17 protein-coding genes and 1 pseudogene are annotated in these 19,051 nt (G+C 42.1%); 16 read left to right on the forward strand and 2 right to left on the reverse strand.

Annotated features, from left to right (window positions below; translation table 11 throughout):
• The first annotated feature begins 2 nt into the window (after window positions 1–2).
• From BLW60_RS04020 to BLW60_RS04050, 7 genes are all read left to right on the forward strand, one after another.
• Complete coding sequence (locus BLW60_RS04020) at window positions 3–740, forward strand: vWA domain-containing protein (protein ID WP_074714594.1); 738 nt, start codon at window positions 3–5, stop codon at window positions 738–740.
• A gap of 9 nt (window positions 741–749) precedes the next feature.
• Complete coding sequence (locus BLW60_RS04025) at window positions 750–1,772, forward strand: PP2C family serine/threonine-protein phosphatase (RefSeq protein ID WP_074714595.1); 1,023 nt, start codon at window positions 750–752, stop codon at window positions 1,770–1,772.
• A gap of 234 nt (window positions 1,773–2,006) precedes the next feature.
• Window positions 2,007–3,350 (forward strand): hypothetical protein, encoded by a 1,344-nt coding sequence (locus BLW60_RS04030; RefSeq protein WP_074714596.1) that lies wholly within the window; start codon window positions 2,007–2,009, stop codon window positions 3,348–3,350.
• Window positions 3,351–3,560: 210 nt separating this feature from the next.
• Complete coding sequence (locus tag BLW60_RS04035) at window positions 3,561–3,794, forward strand: hypothetical protein (protein ID WP_074714597.1); 234 nt, start codon at window positions 3,561–3,563, stop codon at window positions 3,792–3,794.
• Window positions 3,772–4,080, forward strand: coding sequence for an RNA polymerase sigma factor (locus BLW60_RS04040; protein ID WP_242872823.1), 309 nt, complete (start codon window positions 3,772–3,774; stop codon window positions 4,078–4,080). Before BLW60_RS04035 ends, BLW60_RS04040 begins: the two co-directional genes overlap by 23 nt.
• Before the next feature lie 10 nt (window positions 4,081–4,090).
• Window positions 4,091–5,422, forward strand: coding sequence for an aminotransferase class I/II-fold pyridoxal phosphate-dependent enzyme (locus tag BLW60_RS04045; protein ID WP_074714599.1), 1,332 nt, complete (start codon window positions 4,091–4,093; stop codon window positions 5,420–5,422).
• 68 nt (window positions 5,423–5,490) lie between these two features.
• Window positions 5,491–5,802, forward strand: coding sequence for a DUF1292 domain-containing protein (locus BLW60_RS04050; protein WP_242872824.1), 312 nt, complete (start codon window positions 5,491–5,493; stop codon window positions 5,800–5,802).
• Between the two features lie 138 nt (window positions 5,803–5,940).
• Here the strand turns inward: BLW60_RS04050 and BLW60_RS04055 are convergent, their stop codons facing one another.
• On the reverse strand, window positions 5,941–7,857 hold the full coding sequence (locus BLW60_RS04055) for a fructose-1,6-bisphosphatase (protein ID WP_074714600.1): 1,917 nt from the start codon (window positions 7,855–7,857) through the stop codon (window positions 5,941–5,943).
• A 13-nt stretch (window positions 7,858–7,870) separates the two neighbouring features.
• On the reverse strand, window positions 7,871–8,770 hold the full coding sequence (pfkB, locus tag BLW60_RS04060) for a 1-phosphofructokinase (RefSeq protein WP_074714601.1): 900 nt from the start codon (window positions 8,768–8,770) through the stop codon (window positions 7,871–7,873).
• 462 nt (window positions 8,771–9,232) lie between these two features.
• On the opposite strand from pfkB, the gene BLW60_RS04065 reads away from it, so the two are divergent.
• From BLW60_RS04065 to BLW60_RS04105, 9 genes and pseudogenes are all read left to right on the forward strand, one after another.
• A complete protein-coding gene (locus tag BLW60_RS04065) occupies window positions 9,233–10,621 on the forward strand; it encodes an O-antigen ligase family protein (RefSeq protein WP_074714602.1) in 1,389 nt (462 codons plus the stop codon).
• A 25-nt stretch (window positions 10,622–10,646) separates the two neighbouring features.
• Entirely contained in the window at window positions 10,647–11,357 is a 711-nt protein-coding gene (locus BLW60_RS04070; RefSeq protein WP_431768006.1) for a DUF4422 domain-containing protein, read from the forward strand.
• A gap of 119 nt (window positions 11,358–11,476) precedes the next feature.
• Window positions 11,477–12,373, forward strand: coding sequence for a glycosyltransferase family 2 protein (locus BLW60_RS04075; protein ID WP_074714603.1), 897 nt, complete (start codon window positions 11,477–11,479; stop codon window positions 12,371–12,373).
• A gap of 450 nt (window positions 12,374–12,823) precedes the next feature.
• Window positions 12,824–13,948: a glycosyltransferase family 4 protein gene (locus BLW60_RS04080; protein WP_074714604.1), complete on the forward strand. Its 1,125-nt coding sequence runs from the start codon at window positions 12,824–12,826 to the stop codon at window positions 13,946–13,948.
• 41 nt (window positions 13,949–13,989) lie between these two features.
• Window positions 13,990–15,648 (forward strand): phospho-sugar mutase, encoded by a 1,659-nt coding sequence (locus tag BLW60_RS04085; protein WP_074714605.1) that lies wholly within the window; start codon window positions 13,990–13,992, stop codon window positions 15,646–15,648.
• Between the two features lie 13 nt (window positions 15,649–15,661).
• On the forward strand, window positions 15,662–16,738 hold the full coding sequence (locus BLW60_RS04090; protein WP_074714606.1) for a mannose-1-phosphate guanylyltransferase: 1,077 nt from the start codon (window positions 15,662–15,664) through the stop codon (window positions 16,736–16,738).
• Window positions 16,735–17,664, forward strand: a complete 930-nt coding sequence (locus tag BLW60_RS04095) for a type I phosphomannose isomerase catalytic subunit (RefSeq protein WP_074714607.1) — start codon at window positions 16,735–16,737, stop codon at window positions 17,662–17,664. Before BLW60_RS04090 ends, BLW60_RS04095 begins: the two co-directional genes overlap by 4 nt.
• Before the next feature lie 55 nt (window positions 17,665–17,719).
• A pseudogene (locus BLW60_RS04100) lies at window positions 17,720–18,085 on the forward strand (GDP-mannose 4,6-dehydratase); the annotation flags it as partial.
• A gap of 26 nt (window positions 18,086–18,111) precedes the next feature.
• On the forward strand, window positions 18,112–19,023 hold the full coding sequence (locus BLW60_RS04105) for a GDP-mannose 4,6-dehydratase (protein WP_074714608.1): 912 nt from the start codon (window positions 18,112–18,114) through the stop codon (window positions 19,021–19,023).
• Window positions 19,024–19,051: the final 28 nt, after the last annotated feature.

Consider the following 19,051-nt stretch of genomic DNA (forward strand, 5'->3'; position numbering starts at 1 on the left):
TCATGCCAGGTTTAGATGATTACGCTCCTGCTGTCAGAAAGGTCATGACACTTTTCTATGTCATAGACACTTCCGGAAGTATGCAGGGCAGCAAGATAGGACAGGTAGAATCTGCTCTCGAAGAAGTTATGCAGACTTTACAGGAGATAAGTGACGAAAGCGATGACGCTGAGATAAAGATTGCGATCCTTGAATTTTCCACAGGTGCTTCATGGGTAACTCCCGAGCCTGTATCCCCTGAGGGATACCGCTTCAAGACATTTGAAGCCTGCGGTGTTACAGACCTTGGTGCTGCCTGCAAGGAGCTTGATAAAAAGCTTTCAAGAAATGAATTCCTACAGACTGCCGCAGGTGCATATCCGCCTGTAATACTCCTTTTCAGTGACGGCGGTCCTACTGATAACTGGGAGAGCGGACTTGACGCACTCAAGAAGAATAACTGGTATAAGCGTTCCATAAAGATAGCATTTGCTATCGGCGATGATGCAGACAGGGACGTTCTTGCACGTTTTTCGGGAAGCTCTGAGACTGTTCTCGATGTAAAGAACAAGGATCAGCTCAGACTTATGATAGAAAAGGCAAGCGTTATCACAAGTGTTTTCGCAAGCCATTCAAGTACTGTTGACAGCGATACAGACCCTGTTGAGATATCAAAGAAGCTGGCTGAGGACGTTCAGACTCAGACAAATGATGCTCTCAGCGATGCTAATACTGCCGACTGGGACGAATCCGACTGGTAAGGTGAGGTTATGGAGAGATTTTCTTCCTTTGCTCAGACAAGTATCGGTGCATCGCACCTGAGCCGTGAGCTTATATGTCAGGACAGCTCTCTCTGCGGTGATTTCGAGAAATATTCATTTGCAGCAGCTGCTGACGGTCACGGAAGTCTCTGTTATCTGCGTACAGACAGAGGCTCACGCTTTGCTGTTGAGTGTGCTGCGGAATGTGTAAAGGAGTTCCTTGAGGGGCTTGAAGATGCTGATGAGATACTGAAAGATGAACGTCAGCGCGAGCAGCTCTTCAATCAGCTCTGGCGCAGCATCATTGCACGCTGGCACGACCTTACGGAAAAGGATTTTCTTGATAACCCTTTTACCGAGGAGGAGCTTGACCGTATACCCGAAAAGTTCGCAGGATATCGTACAAGATACGAGGAGGGCGATTATTTGGGAGCTTACGGTACTACTCTTGTGTTTGCGGCAGTTACCGAGAATTATGCTTTCGGTGCGCAGATAGGCGACGGAAAGTGCGTGATAATCGACGGCGACAGCAATGTTTATGCTCCTATCCCAGAAGATCCGCGCTGTTATGATAATGTTACAACTTCTATGTGTCAGGACGACGCTGCACTTTCGGCAAGATTTTTCTATCTTCCCAAGGGGCTTATGCCTGCGGCTGTATTCCTCTGCACGGACGGAGTTGAGAATTCATACTGGAACGAGGAACAGCTTTTCGGCTTCTTCCGCGGACTTGCTCTTACTCTTGTTGAGAACGGCATGGAAGAGGGAGTGCGTCAGCTTGGTGAATTCCTGCCTGCTATGACTCGCAAGGGCAGCGGCGATGACGTTACCTGCTCGGGTATAATCGATATGAGGAGACTTTGTGCCTGCTCGGACGGTATACGCGAGGACCTTGCAGCGGCAGTTCCTGTTGTTGATGAGAGTATAAACGATGAGGATATCGTTTATGTTGACGAGTCTCAGCCACAGGTAGTCACTGATGCGGCGGCTGATAATGCAGAAGCTGTTGAAGAACCGACAGATGAGCAGTAATAATTGATAAGCATGGGCGGATAATTTCCGCCCTTTTTTATTTGGCTGAGCCAATAAAGTTGAAAAAAATGACAAATGTCACTATCTTAATGACAATCATCATCTTGTTATATTTAAATAATAATGTTAATATAAATACAGATTATTGGTGCGGATTAATTTTTGGGGTGGTAAAAACGTTCAGCGCGCGGAATGTTTTATATGATCTTGTATTTTTTTAGGAGGTTTTTTGATATGAGAGTATTTATGAAAAAAGCAGCGTGTTTACTTTCTTCCGCAGTCCTTTTATGCGGAGCAACAGCTATTTCCGCAAGTGCAGCAAATCCTGCATCATTTGTGGGAGTAACAAGCACTCAGAGTATGAGCGTATTAGGAGTGAATTTTTATCTTGACAGCGCAAGCTTTGAACTGGCAGACGGTGCATCTAAAACTGTTACGGTAAAGCGTTGTGATGACATGATCCTGCCCGCAAATTCCACAGTATCATATCAGTGGTACAAGGACAGCACAGTTATCAACGGCGCAACAAGCGCAAGCTATCCGATTAAAGCCATAGGAAAGTATTACTGTAAGGTAACGGTAAAAACACCTCACACTCTCATAAACAGGAGAACAGGAAAGAAAACAATATATACCACAGAGGAATATGATACTTCGGCTATAACTGTTACACAGGCACTTACAATTACAGACCAGCCAGAGGGCGGAACAATCGACAGTGACAAGGGTTATTTCGATATGTTCGTTTATGTTAAGGGCGGAACGGCTCCGTATAAGTTTAAATGGTACTGGAACGGCAAGGAGACTTCTCTTACAGGAAATGGCATGAGAGTTTATAACGCAGGAACAGGATATTGTGTTATCACCGATGCTAACGGAAAAACGGTTACGACCAAGACTGTCAAGGTCACAGCAGCTCCGTTAAAGATAGCATCACAGCCAAAGAGCGGATATATCTGCACAAGCGACGGATATTATGATACCTATGTAAGTGTAAACGGCGGTGTAAAGCCATATACATATAAGTGGATGTGGAACGGAAATGAAACATCAGTAACAGGAAGCAGCATAAGATTTTACGGCACAGGAACAGCTTATTGCGTGATAACAGATGCAAGAGGAAATAAAGTAACGACTAATACAATAAATATAAAAAAGACAGATGAACTCAAGATAACAAAGGATATTACCGAGTGCGATAACAGAGAGATACTTTATGATTCCAAAACGGGTGAATATCGTGCAACAGCAATAAAAAACACTCAGGACGTAACACTCAGCATAAAAGTTGCAGGCGGTACGGGCAGATATAAATATGAATGGGAGTGTACTGATTATGACGGTTACTCCGAAGAGTGGATATCTACAGGCGGCAGTAGTAATGTAATCAACATTAAAGACTTTGATGTATACGATAGTTATATATACTCTTGGAGTACTAATTATAAAACTCGAAATTATAGAAAATATCGCTGTAAAGTGAGCTGTCTTGACGATTATGGCAATGTTCTTTCAACTGTTACATCAGGTGTAGTAAGAGTTGAAGGATACGACAGCTATGGCTTCGGAGGATTTTAAACAACAGCAAAAAGGAACTGCAATTGCAGTTCCTTTTTTTGTCGTATAGTGTCGAAACGAAAAAAATTTGAAAAAGCTCTTGACAAATCAGAACAGATGTTCTATAATATGATTACAAGGAATAGAACATTAGTTCGCAAGCTATCTTATCAAGGGTGCAGCAATATGCTGCTCGTGCGCTCTTTTATTTACTATTAGGGGGCGAATACTATGACTAAGCTTATCAACGATTACACCAAGAGCTGTTTTATGGTGAAACAGCGTATCTCCGAGCTTACCGAAATGCGAAATACTCTCATTGAAAGTGGTGACGAAACGAAAGTCAGGGAGCTTGACCTTGACCGCCGCATACATCTGCTCTATATCGAGCACGGAGAGATGCAGGAGGTGATCTCTCATCTTACAGCGTATAAGAGGAGGCGTGAAGGCTTTGTCGAAACGTAACTCTTATACCGATACTTTCACGGGCGAGGCTGATAAGGGCATTAGAATGATACTGGGCTGCAATAACGATGAGGAGGGAAATGCACAGAGACTTCGCCGAGTACTGTTAAAAGTTATTAATAATGAGCTTACCCCGAGACAAAAAGAGATAATTATGCTATACTATTTTAAGGACGTTGATATCGTTTCTATCAGCAAAAGGCTGGGAGTGTCGCCGCAGGCTGTTTCCGCGGTGATGTCCCGTGCCAGAATGAGAATGTTTAGGATACTGCAATACTACATCTGAGGAGGGGACTATGGATACACCTTTGTATGACTTTCTTGTGAAGTACGCTTCGTCGGGGACTCTTCGCGCTCATATGCCGGGGCACAAGGGAAAAGCTCCCGTAAAGGAGCTTGAGGAGCTGTATTCACTTGATATAACCGAGATAAAAGGAGCTGACAGCCTTTTTGAGGCTGAGGGAATAATCGCCGAGAGCGAGAGAAATACCGCAAAGCTGTACGGAAGTGAGGCTACTGCTTTTTCGGCAGGGGGCTCGACTCTGTGCATACAGGCTATGCTGGCTATAATGAAAACCGAGGGACGGAGAGTTATCGCCGCAAGGAACGTTCATCGCGCTTTCCTCAACGCGGCTGCGCTTTTAGGACTTGATGTAACGTGGATAATGCCGCAGTACAGCGGCGGTATACTTTCGGGTGAGCTTGCTGTTTCCGATGTGGAGAGGGAGCTTTCAGCAAGCCGTGAGCCTGCCTGCCTTTACGTAACATCTCCCGATTATACAGGCAGGACTGCCGATATTGCTGCACTTGCGGAGCTTTGTCACCGTTACGGAGCAAAGCTTCTCGTGGATAATGCTCACGGTGCGCATCTTGCCTTTTTCGAGAAAAACCTTCACCCCATAGCTCTCGGAGCTGACCTGTGCTGCGACTCTGCACATAAGATGCTTCCTGCACTGACAGGAGCAGCGTTTCTGCACACTTCATGCAGTGAATATGCGCCTTTGCTGAAACAGGCGATGAGCTTTTTCGGCTCTACAAGTCCGTCTTATCTTATCATGGCTTCTCTTGACCTGTGCAATCGTTACATTGCTGACAGCATACGTGATGATATCGCAGCGGCTCTGCCGCAGATAATCGCGCTCCGCGAGAGCTTCGGCGGAAGGCTTATATTCGCGGAGGGAGAGCCTTTTCACATAACTGTGAAAGCCGCTGAAAGCGGCTATGACGGTACAGAGCTTGCGGAGCTTCTTCGCGGTGAGGGCGTTGAATGTGAATATGCCGATAGTGAGCTTGTGGTGCTTCTCATGTCGCCTTTTTCTTCCGACCTTGACTTTGTGCGGCTTCGTGCCGCTCTTGAGAGCGCGGTGGCGGGAGCTTCACGGAAAGACTGCGCAAGACCGATAGTAAAGCCGAAGCTCCCGCGAAAGGTTCTCGCCATACGTGAAGCCGCATTCGCTCCGTCTGAGGAGATACCCGTAGATGAGGCTGAGGGGCGCATCTGCGCGTCGGTGAAAGTACCCTGTCCCCCTGCGATACCCATAGCTGCAAGCGGAGAGATAATAGACAGGGATTGTATAGAGCTTTTTAAAGCTTATGGGATAAATACAGTGCTTGCAGTGAAAAAATAGGCAGAGCTATTGCAATTTTGAATGATATGTGTTAAAATGAGGTATATTATTTATGCGGAGGTGTCTGTATGAGCGACATGAACGAAAAAGAACTCGATGAGCTTGAAGAAGAGGAAGCAGCAGAAAACTATATCACGCTCACCGATGATGACGGTAACGAGGTATCATTTGAGATAATCGGCACTGTTGAATATAAAGAGCATCTTTATGCGGTGCTTCTTCCTTTCGATGACGAGGACGATGAAGTAGTTATTCTTGAGGTTATCCCCGGTGAGACTCCCGAAGAGGACGACTTTGTATCAGTTGATGATGATAAACTTCTCGGAGAGGTATTCGAGGAATTCAAGAAAAACTACGACGGCGAATACGAATTTGAGTAAGCTTCATTTTGTCATTATTCTTTTATAGGTAAATAGGAAAGGACGGAGTAAATCCGTCCTTTTTTGTTTCTGATGAATGTTTTTATTGAGCGCACTATATAAAGTCGGGCTGATGTGGGCATCAGCCCCTACAAAGGGCTATTTGATCGCACCTGCTTTATAGGCTTCAAGGAGCTGACGCAGGTCGTTTATTTTGTCGACTATCTCCTCGCCCTTGTCGGTGTCGGAGATGTTAGCGCGTCTGTCAAGCTTCTCAACAAGGTGTATCGTAGGAGTATTTCCGCTTTCACCTGCCACAAAGGGCTTATGCTCGGCAAGATTGAGGCTGTGAGAGTCGTATATCAGCGTATAGCCTGCAATACCCGTGGTGGACTGGTATGCCTTTGATATGCCGCCGTCTATGACGAAGAGCTTTCCGTTGGCTTTTACGGGGCTTTCTCCGTTCTTTATCTTTACGGGAACATGACCGTTGATGATATGACCTTTCTCGGGATCAAGTCCGAATAATTCCAGAAGAGTCATGCATACCTCTGCACTTTCCGAGAAAGTATAGTAAGCATTGTAATTTTCGGTGTGAAGTGACTTGTCTGCAAGGAGTCCGCGCTCAAAGAATGCCATTTTGTCCTTTCCGTAGAGAGGGGACTTTGCTCCGCACCAGAGATACCACATATAATCACTGGCGAAGTCCTTATCCGCACCGCTGCCGAAATATGCCTGATTTACCAGTTCTCCAAGCTTGTCAAGGAGTGCCTTGCCCGAGTACTTCTGACCGCTTATATTTACGCTTTGGAGCTCACCGTTTTCGTCCATAGGTATACAGCCGTGGAACAGGAGATTGTTGTTGCAGGTCTTGTACATAGCGCCCTTTGCGTAAATGAAGCGGATATGACGCTGTAATTTCTCACTGTGGCGGAAGGAAGCTCCGAGGACTTTCATAAGCTCTGCTTCGCCCTCTGAGAGTTCAAGAGGAGACTCAGGGTCAACAGTAGGGAAGCTCTTGTCGAGAAGCTCGTGTACCTTTCCGTTTATGGTAACAGTGCCGTTTCTGAAATCAGTTCTGCCGAAGATATCACGCTCCTGCATTTCCCATTCGGGGTGCTTGGCAATGAGCTGACCTTCAAGCTTCATTTGTATAACGGTTATAGCCTTGTGCATTTTTGCTGCAAGGTCAAGGTCAACGGGGTCGTAGATATTGTCATCGAGAGTGCTTGGAGTATAGCGTTTGCAGTCGTCATGTGCGTAGGTCTCGCCTGCGAATACGGCAAGTGCTCGGAGATTGAGTCCGTAGCCGTCCTCAAGCACATCGAAGTTGTTATATCGCATGGCTATGCGGATAACATTTGCGATAAGTGCGGGATTGCCTGCTGCTGCGCCCATCCATGAGATATCGTGGTTGCCCCACTGTATGTCAACATCGTGCATCTTCATAAGCTCGTCGAGGATAATGTCAGCTCGAGGGCCTCTGTCGAAGATATCACCTATGATATGGAGCTTGTCTATGCATACGGACTGTATGAGCCTGCAAAGGGAGATTATGAAAGTCTCGGCAATGCCTGTGCTGATGATAGCACTGATTATCTCATCGTAATAGTAGTCCTTGTTTACATCGTCGGTAACGTTGAGAAGCTCGTCAAGTATGTACACCATATCGCTGGGTATGCGCTTTCTGATACGTGAACGTGTATACTTTGCGGAAACAGCTTCGCATACAAGTATGAGCCTGTAGATACTGAGTCTTTTCCATTCGTCGGACATCTCGCCGCTGTTGGTAAGACGTGATATCTCCTTTTCGGGATAGTATATAAGCTCAGCAAGCTGCTCGCGGTCACGGGCAGAAACGGTCTTGCCGAGTACAAGGTCTATCTTTATCTTTATCATGCCTGAAGCACTTCTCAGCATATGCAGGAAAGCTTCGTATTCGCCGTGCATATCGCTGAAAAAGTATTCCGTACCCTTTGGGAGACTGCGTATAGCCGACAGGTTTATTATCTCACTGGCAGCACTTTCGATAGTGGGGTACTCCTTTGCAAGAAGTCTGAGATATTTTATATCCATAGATGCCCTCCCTTCAAAGCTGTTCCATAAGCTTGTCTATGAGTTCTTTCTTTGCAAGTCCGTCGGAGAAAGCTGTTGCACCTCCGCAGGCTGTGCCGAGTTTAAGTGCATAGTCGTAATTTTCACCGTCAAAGCCTGCGATAAAGCCTGCAAGCATTGAGTCGCCTGCGCCTACGGAGTTCTTTACTGTACCTGAGCAGGCTCCGCATTTATAGAGCTTTCCTCTCTCGTCAAGAAGTACAGCTCCTTTTTCAGCCATTGATACGAGCACATTTCCTGCACCCATAGCCTGAAGCTTTACGGCGTGTTCGACTATCTCGTCGTAAGTTGTGATATTTACGCCGAATATCTCGCTGAGCTCGAAATTGTTGGGCTTTATAAGGAAAGGACGGTATTTGAGTATGCTTGTGAGAAGTCCCTTTGCTGTGTCGGCAACTACTCTTATATCACGGTCGGAAAGCTTTGAAAGTATCCTTTCGTATATGTCATCGGGGAGACTGTTGGGGATACTTCCTGCAAGTACAAGAGTATCGCCGTCTTTTATTTCGTCAAGCTTGTCCATTAACTGGTCTATGTATTCGCTGTCGATATGGGGACCTTGTCCGTTTATCTCAGTCTCTTCATCGGCTTTAAGCTTGACGTTTATACGGGAATTGCCGCTTTTCAGTTTTACGAAATCGGCGTCTATGCCCATTCCCTTTACGCCCTGCTCTATAGCTTCGCCGGTAAAGCCTGCTATAAATCCAAGAGCCTTGCTCTTTACGCCAAGCTCGGCAAGTACAGCAGAAACGTTTATACCCTTGCCGCCGAAGAATATCTCCTCAGACTCGGAACGGTTGACACAGCCCGTCTGTATTCGGTCGGTGTGCAATACGTAGTCTATTGCCGGATTAAATGTGACCGTGTATATCATTTATAAGACTCCTTTTTAATTTCAGATCTGTGTTCAGATTAAAAAGAAAAAGCGTTTACCAATGGTAAACGCTTCTTTGGTGCGAGTAATGGGACTTGAAAGTATTAGCTTATATGCTGTGATCGTCTTGTGGTCAGAAAGCAGAAGATAAGCTGTATCAGGTAAAATCTCATTTACGTTTACCTGAAATATTATATCATATTCTTATAATTTTGTCTACTGCTTTCGGAATTAAAGAAAAGGCGGACTTTTACTGACTGTAAGCGCATGAAGCGAACTGCTGCGGTTTACAAAGCGCGTTCGTTATATTCCTCACCGAGAGACTTACAATGTTTGATTTGCTAAGCGCAACGTTTTTGAAAAATGAAAACATTTTGTGCTGCGCTTGATTTTTTCATAAAATAAGAGTATAATATAATAATAGTTTTGATATAAATGAATAAAAAATTTAGGAGAAATTGTATGGAAGAAATAAAAAATAAAGTATCTGATATTCTTGAAAAAATCACATCCGAAAGATTTTTTTATTACTACATAATATCTGTAATGCTTGCTCTCCCTATCACGGAGATCTTTGACGAGTTTCACTCACAAGCTTTTGCAAGTCAGCCGATAATTGTCGAAATGGCAGGATATTTTGGAATATTTGCATTTATCACACACTTTCTCAGACATCAGAAAATAAAATACTATTTGTCCGATCTGCTTTATTTCCTGTTGTTTATATTTGCACTTTTATCAGCCGTTTTTTCTATAAATAAACAGGAAACATGGCATGGATTCAACTATGATGAATGGCTGTTCAATTTTGTGGGATATTTTAGTCTTATGCTTGCGGGCACTATGATACAGAGCAAACAGCTGAGGAAAAATATTCTCAGTGTATTTGTAATAGTTACTATTATCCAATCAATTGTGGCGGCTTTGCAGACAGTCGGCATCTATATTGTTGAAGCTTATTTTGATACTACTACTACTATGGAAAACAAAATAACATATGGTCTTATTCAGAACTTCAACTGGTATGCTGGTCTCAGTGTTCTTCTTTTCGCTTGTACTTCGGGCGTGTTCCTATACACAAATAATAAGGCTGTAAGAAATATAACTTATGCAGTATCTATGCTGAGTTTTTATACATTGTTATCGGCAAATTCAAGGCTTGCCTGGGTAGGCGTTGCAGCGTATCTGGTTTTCCTGTTTGTTTCAATAGCTGTAATGAAATTTAAAGATCTTGATAAGGAAAAGCATAAGAGTATAATAAAAAGATTTTCACTTCTTATCATAGGAATGTGTGCTGTACTGGCATTTGCTATATTGGTATGCGGAAGAGTCGTAAACAAGATCGCTCAGATAAGCGCAGAGATATCAAATGCCAAAAAAGATAATGATGTAAAAGATCTTGGTTCTCACAGAATACATATCTGGAAATATGGTCTGAAATCCGTTCCAGATCACTGGGCTTTCGGTATTGGTCTTGATAATTATAAGGACGTATTCTTAACAAGTCCCGATTATGATCCTAAAATGTTCGTTCAGGCAAAGGGACATAACGAGTATATCCATTATCTCGTAACACAGGGCGTTTTTCAGTTGATTACCTATTTAACGCTCCTCGTTTATACAGCTGTTACAGGTATAAGAAATGTTATACATAACGAGGACAAAGAGGAAAGATTTATAACATGGATATTCCTCGGAATGTTCTTTGGATATATCGCACAGGCAATGTTCAACAGCAGTATTGTAAATGTTGTGCCGTATTTCTGGATAACTATAGGTATGTGTCTTACACATAAAAATCAGCGCTGTTTTGGATATTCCAAGCAAAAAAAGGAAAAAGGTATATCCTGAGATATACAGACATTTATAGAAGGGTGTGAGCTTTCAGACTATGATGAAGGATAAAAAAGCAGTTGTCGTAATTGCAGCGCATAAAGCATATAAAATGCCGCATGATGCTATGTATCTGCCTGTTCACGTAGGAGCTGAGGGCAAGGATACGGATCTGGGGTATACAAAAGATAATACAGGTGAAAACATCTCGGGAAAGAATTCGTCATACTGTGAACTTACGGGGCTTTACTGGGCATGGAAGAACCTTGATAGTGCATATATCGGCTTAGCGCATTACAGAAGGCATTTTTCACTTTCCAAAAAGTCGCGTGAGCCATTTGACAATGTTCTTAAATATTCGGAACTGGAGCCGATGCTGAATAAATATAAGGTATTTATACCTAAAAAGCGAAAATACTACATCGAAACACTTTATTCCCATTATGCACATACCCATTATGCGTCTCATCTTGATGAAACACGTAAGATACTCAGGAATTTTTATCCTGAGTATCTTAATAATTTTGATGCCGTAATGAAAAGACGCTGGGGATATATGTTCAACATGATGATAATGGAGAAGAAACTGGTCGATGACTATTGTACATGGCTCTTTAATATCCTTTTTGAACTTGAAAAACGTGTCAGCAAGGAAAACGAAAATCTGTCTGCTTTTCAGGGACGCTTTTACGGAAGAGTAAGCGAGCTGCTGTTCAATGTATGGCTTGAGCAGAAGATACTTGAAAAAAGATAAGAAGATCGGAGATAAAAGAACTGGATTATGTCTATATGGAAAAGATAAATTGGAAACGCAAAGCAGTTTCTTTTCTGAAAGCAAAATTCGGACACAAAAAGTATGAGGGGAGTTTTTAAATGAAAAGAACTGCTGCAATTGTAGTTACATATAATCGAAAAGAATTATTGAAAGAAAATATAGAAAAACTTCTTGCGCAGTCATTCAAAAGCCGCTTGGATATTATTATTATCGACAATGCAAGTACAGACGGTACTAAGGAGTATGTAGGCTCTTTCATTGATAAGAAAGAAATAAAATATATCAATACAGGAGAAAATCTTGGCGGCGCAGGCGGTTTCCATTACGGTATTAAGTATGCAGTGGAAAACAATTATGATTTCGTTTGGGTCATGGATGACGATTGCATGCCTAAAGAAAAGGCTTTGGAAGAGTTTTATCGATGGGATAAAAAGCTAAACGGGAAATATGGCTTTTTATCCAGCAAAGTTTTGTGGAAAGATGGCAGTATTTGTACTATGAATGTGCAGAAAGAGACCAAATGGAAACGCTTGAAGAACTTCGACAGAATTAGGCAGATACAATATGCATCATTTGTTTCGTTATTTCTTAAATCCGAAACAGTCAGAAAAGTTGGTCTCCCATATAAGGATTTTTTTATCTGGGCAGACGACTGGGAATATACCCGAAGAATATCCAAACGAGAGAAGTGCTATTTTATTCCGTCAAGCATAGCAGATCACTTTAGCGGAAGTAATGTCGGAGCTGATATAATAACATCTCCCAAAGACCGCATAGATCGTTTCAACTATATGTACCGCAATGATGTGGTGCTTTACAGACAGGACGGAATAGAAGGAAGGATTTACCTCGGAATAAGGAACATGGTTCATAGGCTCAGGATCATATTAAAAGCCAAGGATAAAAAGAGAAAATTTGAAATAATCAGAAAAGGAACTAAGGAAGGTAAGAAGTTCTTTCCTGAGATCGAATATCCAAATTTGAAAAGGGACTGAAAAAATGAGAATACTCGAGATAACGGGTGAGCCGATATTACATGGCGGTCAGGAAATATACATTCATAATGTTCTTTGCGGTTTAAAGGATAATGATCTGCAAATAGATGTACTGACTCCGCGTAACGAAGACTACGGTCGGCGGAGATATAGACCTTAAAAATCAAGTGAAGCCTTGAAACAACGTAAAATAGACACTTTTGAGTGGCTTTTGTTACATAGGTGGGGATATGCAAAATTTTCAATGTGTAGATTGATTAGAGAGGTATAGAACAAGAACGGGTATTCTTGATTGTTAATGTTATAGAATAGATAGCTTCTGTTGAACACAGAGTCTGTTTATTGTTAAGGTGATATGAAAGTTCTAAGATTATTGTTTCGACCATAATGATGGTTGTTAGGAATTAGAACGGATAATGCGAATATAATGAAAAGGTTGGAGTGTATCAAGTGTCGAAAATAATATTGCATGTTGTGGAAGCTCCTGGAGGGGTAGAAAGATACTTGGTTACATTACTGACCAAGATGAAGAAATATCCAGAGTTTGAACATATTCTGGTATGTTCAGACTCCCTTGATTTGAATAAGTTCAAAGGTATTGTGAAAAATGTAGAAGTCATACACACTATGCATAATGCAATTAATCCCTGTAATGACTTTAAGAGTATATTAGCTGTAAGAAAGCAGATAAAAAAATACAAGCCTGATATTTTGTATTGTCACAGCTCTAAAGCTGGTGCAATAGGAAGGGTAGCTGATATTGGTTTAAAGAATAAGGTCATCTATAATGCACATGGTTGGTCTTTTAATATGAAAGGCGCAAGTAAAAAGAAATTGTTTGTTTATAAAATGATTGAGAAAATGCTTGCTCCTATTACTGATAAGATTATTTGTATATCTGATTATGAGAAAAAGAGTGCTTTGGACCACAAAATTTGTAAATCTGAAAAATTAGTTGTTATCAATAATGGTATTGATTTGGATGAATACAAGGATTTAAAACCTAAGAGTAGAGAAGAGTTGGGCATTCCAAAAGAGGCGTTTGTAGTTGGTATGATTGGGCGTATCACGCCTCAAAAAGCACCGGATGTGTTTGTTAAGATGGCTGCCTTAGTAAAGCAACGGATTCCTAAAGCATTTTTTATTATCGTTGGAGATGATATTGGTGGTGATCAATACAAGCAAGAGACAGAACAACTAATTGAGTCGCTTGGTATGAGTAAGAACATTTTGATTACGGGCTGGGTTGATAATCCATTAGATTATGCGGATTGTTTTGATGTTGCTGTCTTACTTAGTAGATGGGAGGGGTTTGGATTAGTTCTCCCTGAGTATATGCTATTGGGAAAGCCAATCGTTGGAAGTAGGGCAGATGCGATTCCCTATGTTGTAGGAAATGCGGGCGTATTAGTAGATATAGATGATTATGAGGCGGCTGCTGACGCTGTAATCATGTTGAATAAGGACAAGATACTTAGAAGTAAAATCATAGAGAAAGGTAAACAGAGAATCAAAAAATTTGATTCTCAAATAACTGCGTTTCAAACGAAAGACTGTTTTATGTCTTTGTGTTAGATAGTTATACGTTTAATCAAATTCGCATAAGGAGAGCTAGAATGGATTACAAATCAGAGTACAACAGATGGCTTGAAAATGTTACAGAAGCTGATTTGCAAGAAGAACTGAATGGCATGGATGACAAAGCGATGGAAGATGCTTTTTATCGCGATTTGGCATTTGGTACGGGTGGCCTTCGCGGTACGATTGGTGCTGGTACAAACCGAATGAACGTCTACACAGTTTCTAAAGCAAGCCAAGGACTCTCAAATTACCTTGGTTCTGGTGCGAGTGTTGTCATCGGTTATGATAGCCGCATTAAGAGCGATGTGTTTACAAAGGTTGCTGCTGGTGTATTTGCAGCTAATGGTATTAAGGTTCATATCTGGTCAGAACTACTTCCTGTTCCTACTGTCAGCTATGCAGTAAGGGCATTAGGCGCTTCCGCAGGTATTATGATCACCGCAAGCCACAATCCCAGTAAGTATAACGGCTACAAGGTCTATGGTGCTGACGGCTGTCAGATCACCACGGAGGCTGCGGCAGCTATTCTTGCTGAAATTGAAAAGCTTGATATTTTTGCCGATGTAAAGAATTCCTCATTTGAGGATGGACTGAAATCCGGTATTATTGATTATATTGATGATTCCGTACTTACTTCATTCATTGAAGAGGTTAAAAAACAGAGTGTACTTTTCGGTGATGAGATCAACAGAGATGTTGCTATTGTGTATAGCCCGCTGAATGGTACTGGTTTAAAGCCAGTTACAAGAGCCTTAGAGGAAAGCGGCTTCACTAATATTACTGTTGTAGAAGAACAGCGTAATCCTGATGGTAATTTCCCAACTTGTCCGTTCCCGAATCCTGAGATTAGAGAAGCTATGGATCTTGGACTTCAGTATTGTGAAAAGACAGGTGCTGATTTGCTTCTTGCAACCGATCCTGACGCTGATCGTTGCGGTATTGCAGTTAAAACAGCCTCTGGTGAATATCAGCTGATGTCTGGAAATGAAGTTGGTCTTCTTCTTCTTGATTATGTTTGCTCTCAGAGAATCAAACATAATAAAATGCCTGAACATCCTGTATTCGTTAAGACAGTAGTGACTATGGATCTTGCTGAGAAGATTGCCGAGCATTATGGTCTTGAAACAGTGAATGTTCTGACAGGATTTAAGTTTATCGGTGAAGTTATTGGAAAACTTGAAGCGCAGGGCAGAGAAAAAGACTATGTTTGTGGTTTTGAAGAATCGTATGGCTATCTGACAGGTTCTTATGTTCGTGATAAAGACGCGGTCAATGCTGCATTTATTATCTGTGAAATGTTTGCGTTCTACAAGACCAGAGGTATTAGTCTGAGCGATAAACTTGATGAACTCTTTAACACTTATGGTTTCTGCTTGAACACACTTCATTTTTACGAGTTTGGTGGATCCGCAGGAATGGTGAAAATGCAGGAAATTATGGCTGACTTCCATCGTGGAGTTGATAATTTCGCTGGGCAGAAGGTTGTTAAGACACTGGATTACAGTAAGGGGCTCGATGGGCTTCCGGCTTCGGATGTGCTGAAGTTCTATACAGAGACTGGTTCCGTTGTTATCCGTCCTTCTGGTACTGAGCCGAAGGTAAAGGCATATATAAGTGTGACAGCGAATAACAGAAGTGAAGCTGAAAAGATTGAAGAAGCAATCGGTGCAGAACTTGCAGAAAAGATAAAGTAAGAGGAGAAGAGATATGAATCATTATGGAGTTATCATGGCAGGCGGCGGCGGAACTCGTTTCTGGCCGTTATCAAGACAAAAGACACCGAAGCAGTTATTGAATCTTTCCGGCAAGGATCTGATGGTCAATGAAGCTGTGGAGCGAATGGCTACAGTTATCGGTAAGAGCAACATTTTCATTGTAACTGCTGATGTGCAGGCTCCTGCAATGATCACTGCAACACACGGTAAGGTTTTCCCAATGAATATTCTTGCTGAACCTGCTGCAAGAAATACGGCAGCTTGTATTGGCTATGCTGCTATGGAAATCTATCGTAAGTATGGCGACGGTGTTATGATTATCACTCCTGCTGATCATTATATTGAGAATGTTCATGCACTGACTGAGATCTTCAAAACTGCAATCCTTATTGCTGAAGAGCAGGACAAGTTTGTTACAATTGGTCTTAAACCGACTTTTCCTTCCACTGGGTTTGGATACATTAAGTATGACGCTACAGTTTCAGATGCTGTCAAGCCTGTTATTGAGTTCAAGGAAAAGCCAGATGAGGAAACAGCAAAGAAGTACATCGAAAGCGGTCGTTATGCTTGGAACAGTGGTATGTTCATTTGGAAGGCTTCCTTGATCCTTAAGAAGCTTAAAGAATATGTTCCGGATATCTATGCCGATCTAAAAAAGATCGGTGATGCAATGAATACACCGAGCGAGCAGGAAGTACTCAATGATGTATATCCGAACATCCGCAAGATTTCCATTGACTATGCAGTTATGGAGCCTAGTGCTGCAAAGGGTGATATTCTCGTAATTCCTGGCGACTGTGGCTGGAATGATGTCGGAAGCTGGGATATGATGGATGTACTTCATACTCCTAATGAAGACGGCAATATTCTGCTTGGCGATGTTGTTGCTATTGATTCAAAGGATTCAGTGATTTATTCCTCTGGTAAGACAGTTACTGCTGTTGACGTTGAGGGACTGGTTATTGTAGAAACACCGGATGCGATAATGGTTTGTAAGAAAGAAAAGGCACAGAATGTCAAGAAGATTGTTGATGCTCTCAACGAGGCTGGCAGGAAGGAACTGCTATGAGCATAGATTCTATTGTTAAACTTTCCCCCGCATTTAAAGACTATCTGTGGGGCGGTACAAAACTCAGAGACATCTATCATAAGCCATGTGATTTTGATATCATTGCTGAAAGCTGGGAATTATCTGCACATCCGGATGGAACGAGTATGATAGCAAGCGGACAATTTCAAGGAATGCTTTTTAATGAATATCTTGAGAAGATTGGATTATCTGCGCTTGGCACGAAATATGATACGAATAAAGAGTTTCCGCTTCTTATAAAGCTAATCGATGCAAAACAGAATCTTTCTGTACAGGTTCATCCAAATGATGCATATGCATTACAGCATGAAAATGGCTACGGTAAGACTGAGATGTGGTATGTCATTGATGCAGAACCAGGTGCTGGTCTCTATGTTGGCTTTAACAAAGATGTCAGCAAAGAAGAAGTAGCTCAGAGAATCAAGGATAACACAATAATGGAGGTTCTTGATTTTCATCCGACAAAGCCCGGTGATGTATTCTTTATTCCAGCTGGTACAGTTCATGCAATCGGCGCTGGAAATCTGATCTGCGAAATACAGCAAAGCAGCAACAGTACATATAGACTGTATGACTATGACAGACGAGATAAGTTTGGCAATCCGAGAGAACTTCATCTTGATAAGGCTCTCGATGTGCTGAATTATCATAAATATGAACCTATTCCTTTCAAGGGAAAGGTAAGCTGCAAGTATTTTAATGTTTCGTTTGTATATGTTGAAGGAAAGCAGCAGATTACGCTGACAAACGACAGCTTCTATTCAATTACCTGTATCAAAGGATCAGGGACTCTTACGCTGGGCGAGACAATGCCCATAAACTCAGGCGAAACGGTATTTATTCCTGCAACGAATTTCATTTTGACTGTTGAAGGAAATCTATCGATCGTAATATCTAAAATGTAAAAGGAGAACACACTAATGAAAAAGGCACTTATTACAGGTATCACAGGACAGGACGGATTCACTTCGTGACTGGGGTTATGCAAAGGACTATGTTGAGTGCATGTGGTTGATTCTGCAGCAGGACGAGCCTGATGATTACGTTATCGCAACAGGTGTTCAGCACACTGTTCGCGAATTCACTACTCTTGCGTTCAAGAATGATGGTATTGAGCTTGAGTGGAAGGGCGAAGGTCTTGATGAAAAGGGTTACGACAAGAAGACAGGCAAGATGCTTGTTTGCGTAAATCCAAAGTGGTATCGTCCTACAGACGTTGTAAATCTCTGGGGTGATCCTACTAAGGCAAAGACAAAGCTTGGCTGGAATCCGCAGAAGACAAGCTACGAGCAGCTTTGTGCTATTATGGCAGAGCATGACCTTTAGCTTGCTAAAAAAGAGGCAGAAAGCAAGTGAAGGCTCTGATTACAGGCAGTGCCGGCTTTTACGGAAAGCATTTATGCACTGAACTAGAAGAAAATGGTTATGAAGTAATTCGCTGTGATTTGAAAGCAGAGGATGATATCATCTCAATGGACATTATGGATTCGGATATGGTGCTGGATATTATATCTCAGCACCGTCCGGATGTTTTAGTTAATATGGCTGGACAGGCAAATGTCGGGCTATCATGGAAGAAGCCGCAACTCACAGTGCAGCTTAACACTATTGGATTGATCAATATACTGGAAGCAGTAAAAACTGTTAATCCGAAAATGAGAGTTATTGCCATCGGTTCTTCCGATGAATATGGAAATCTTAAAGAACGTGGGGCTAATGTGGTAGAGGAAATGCCGGTTAGCCCTATGACTCCATATGCGATTTCCAAGCAGGCACAGGAGTTATTTGCTCAGCTTTATAATAAGAATTTTGGTATGAATGTTTGTATGGTGCGCCAATTCAATCTTGGCGGTGCCGGACAGGCAAAAGGATTTATGATCGCTGACTTTGCCTCTGGTATTGTTGATATAGAGAGGGGACAGAGAGAATATCTTTCTGTAGGAAATCTTGAGAGCGCGAGAGATTTTACCCATGTGAAAGATGCTTGCCGTGCCATTAGGTTGATTGCTGAAAAAGGGCATACAGGTGAGGTTTACAATATTTGTTCAGGTTCTACTCATACAGCGCAGGAAGTACTTGATAAACTTATTAGCATGGCAAAAGTTCAAATTGAAGTTCGCCAAGATCCCGCGAGGATGAGACCAAGTGACACACCTGTTGTGTGTGGTAATCATGATAAGTTGACTTCACATACTGGATGGAAGCCTGAAATGAATTTGGATGAAATCATAAAAGATGCTCTTGGATTCTGGAGAATACCATAAAACAATTATTTGTATTCCTATGTTTTAG

It is taken from the genome of Ruminococcus flavefaciens, from assembly GCF_900108555.1.
In the GTDB taxonomy this organism is placed as follows: domain Bacteria; phylum Bacillota; class Clostridia; order Oscillospirales; family Ruminococcaceae; genus Ruminococcus; species Ruminococcus flavefaciens_P.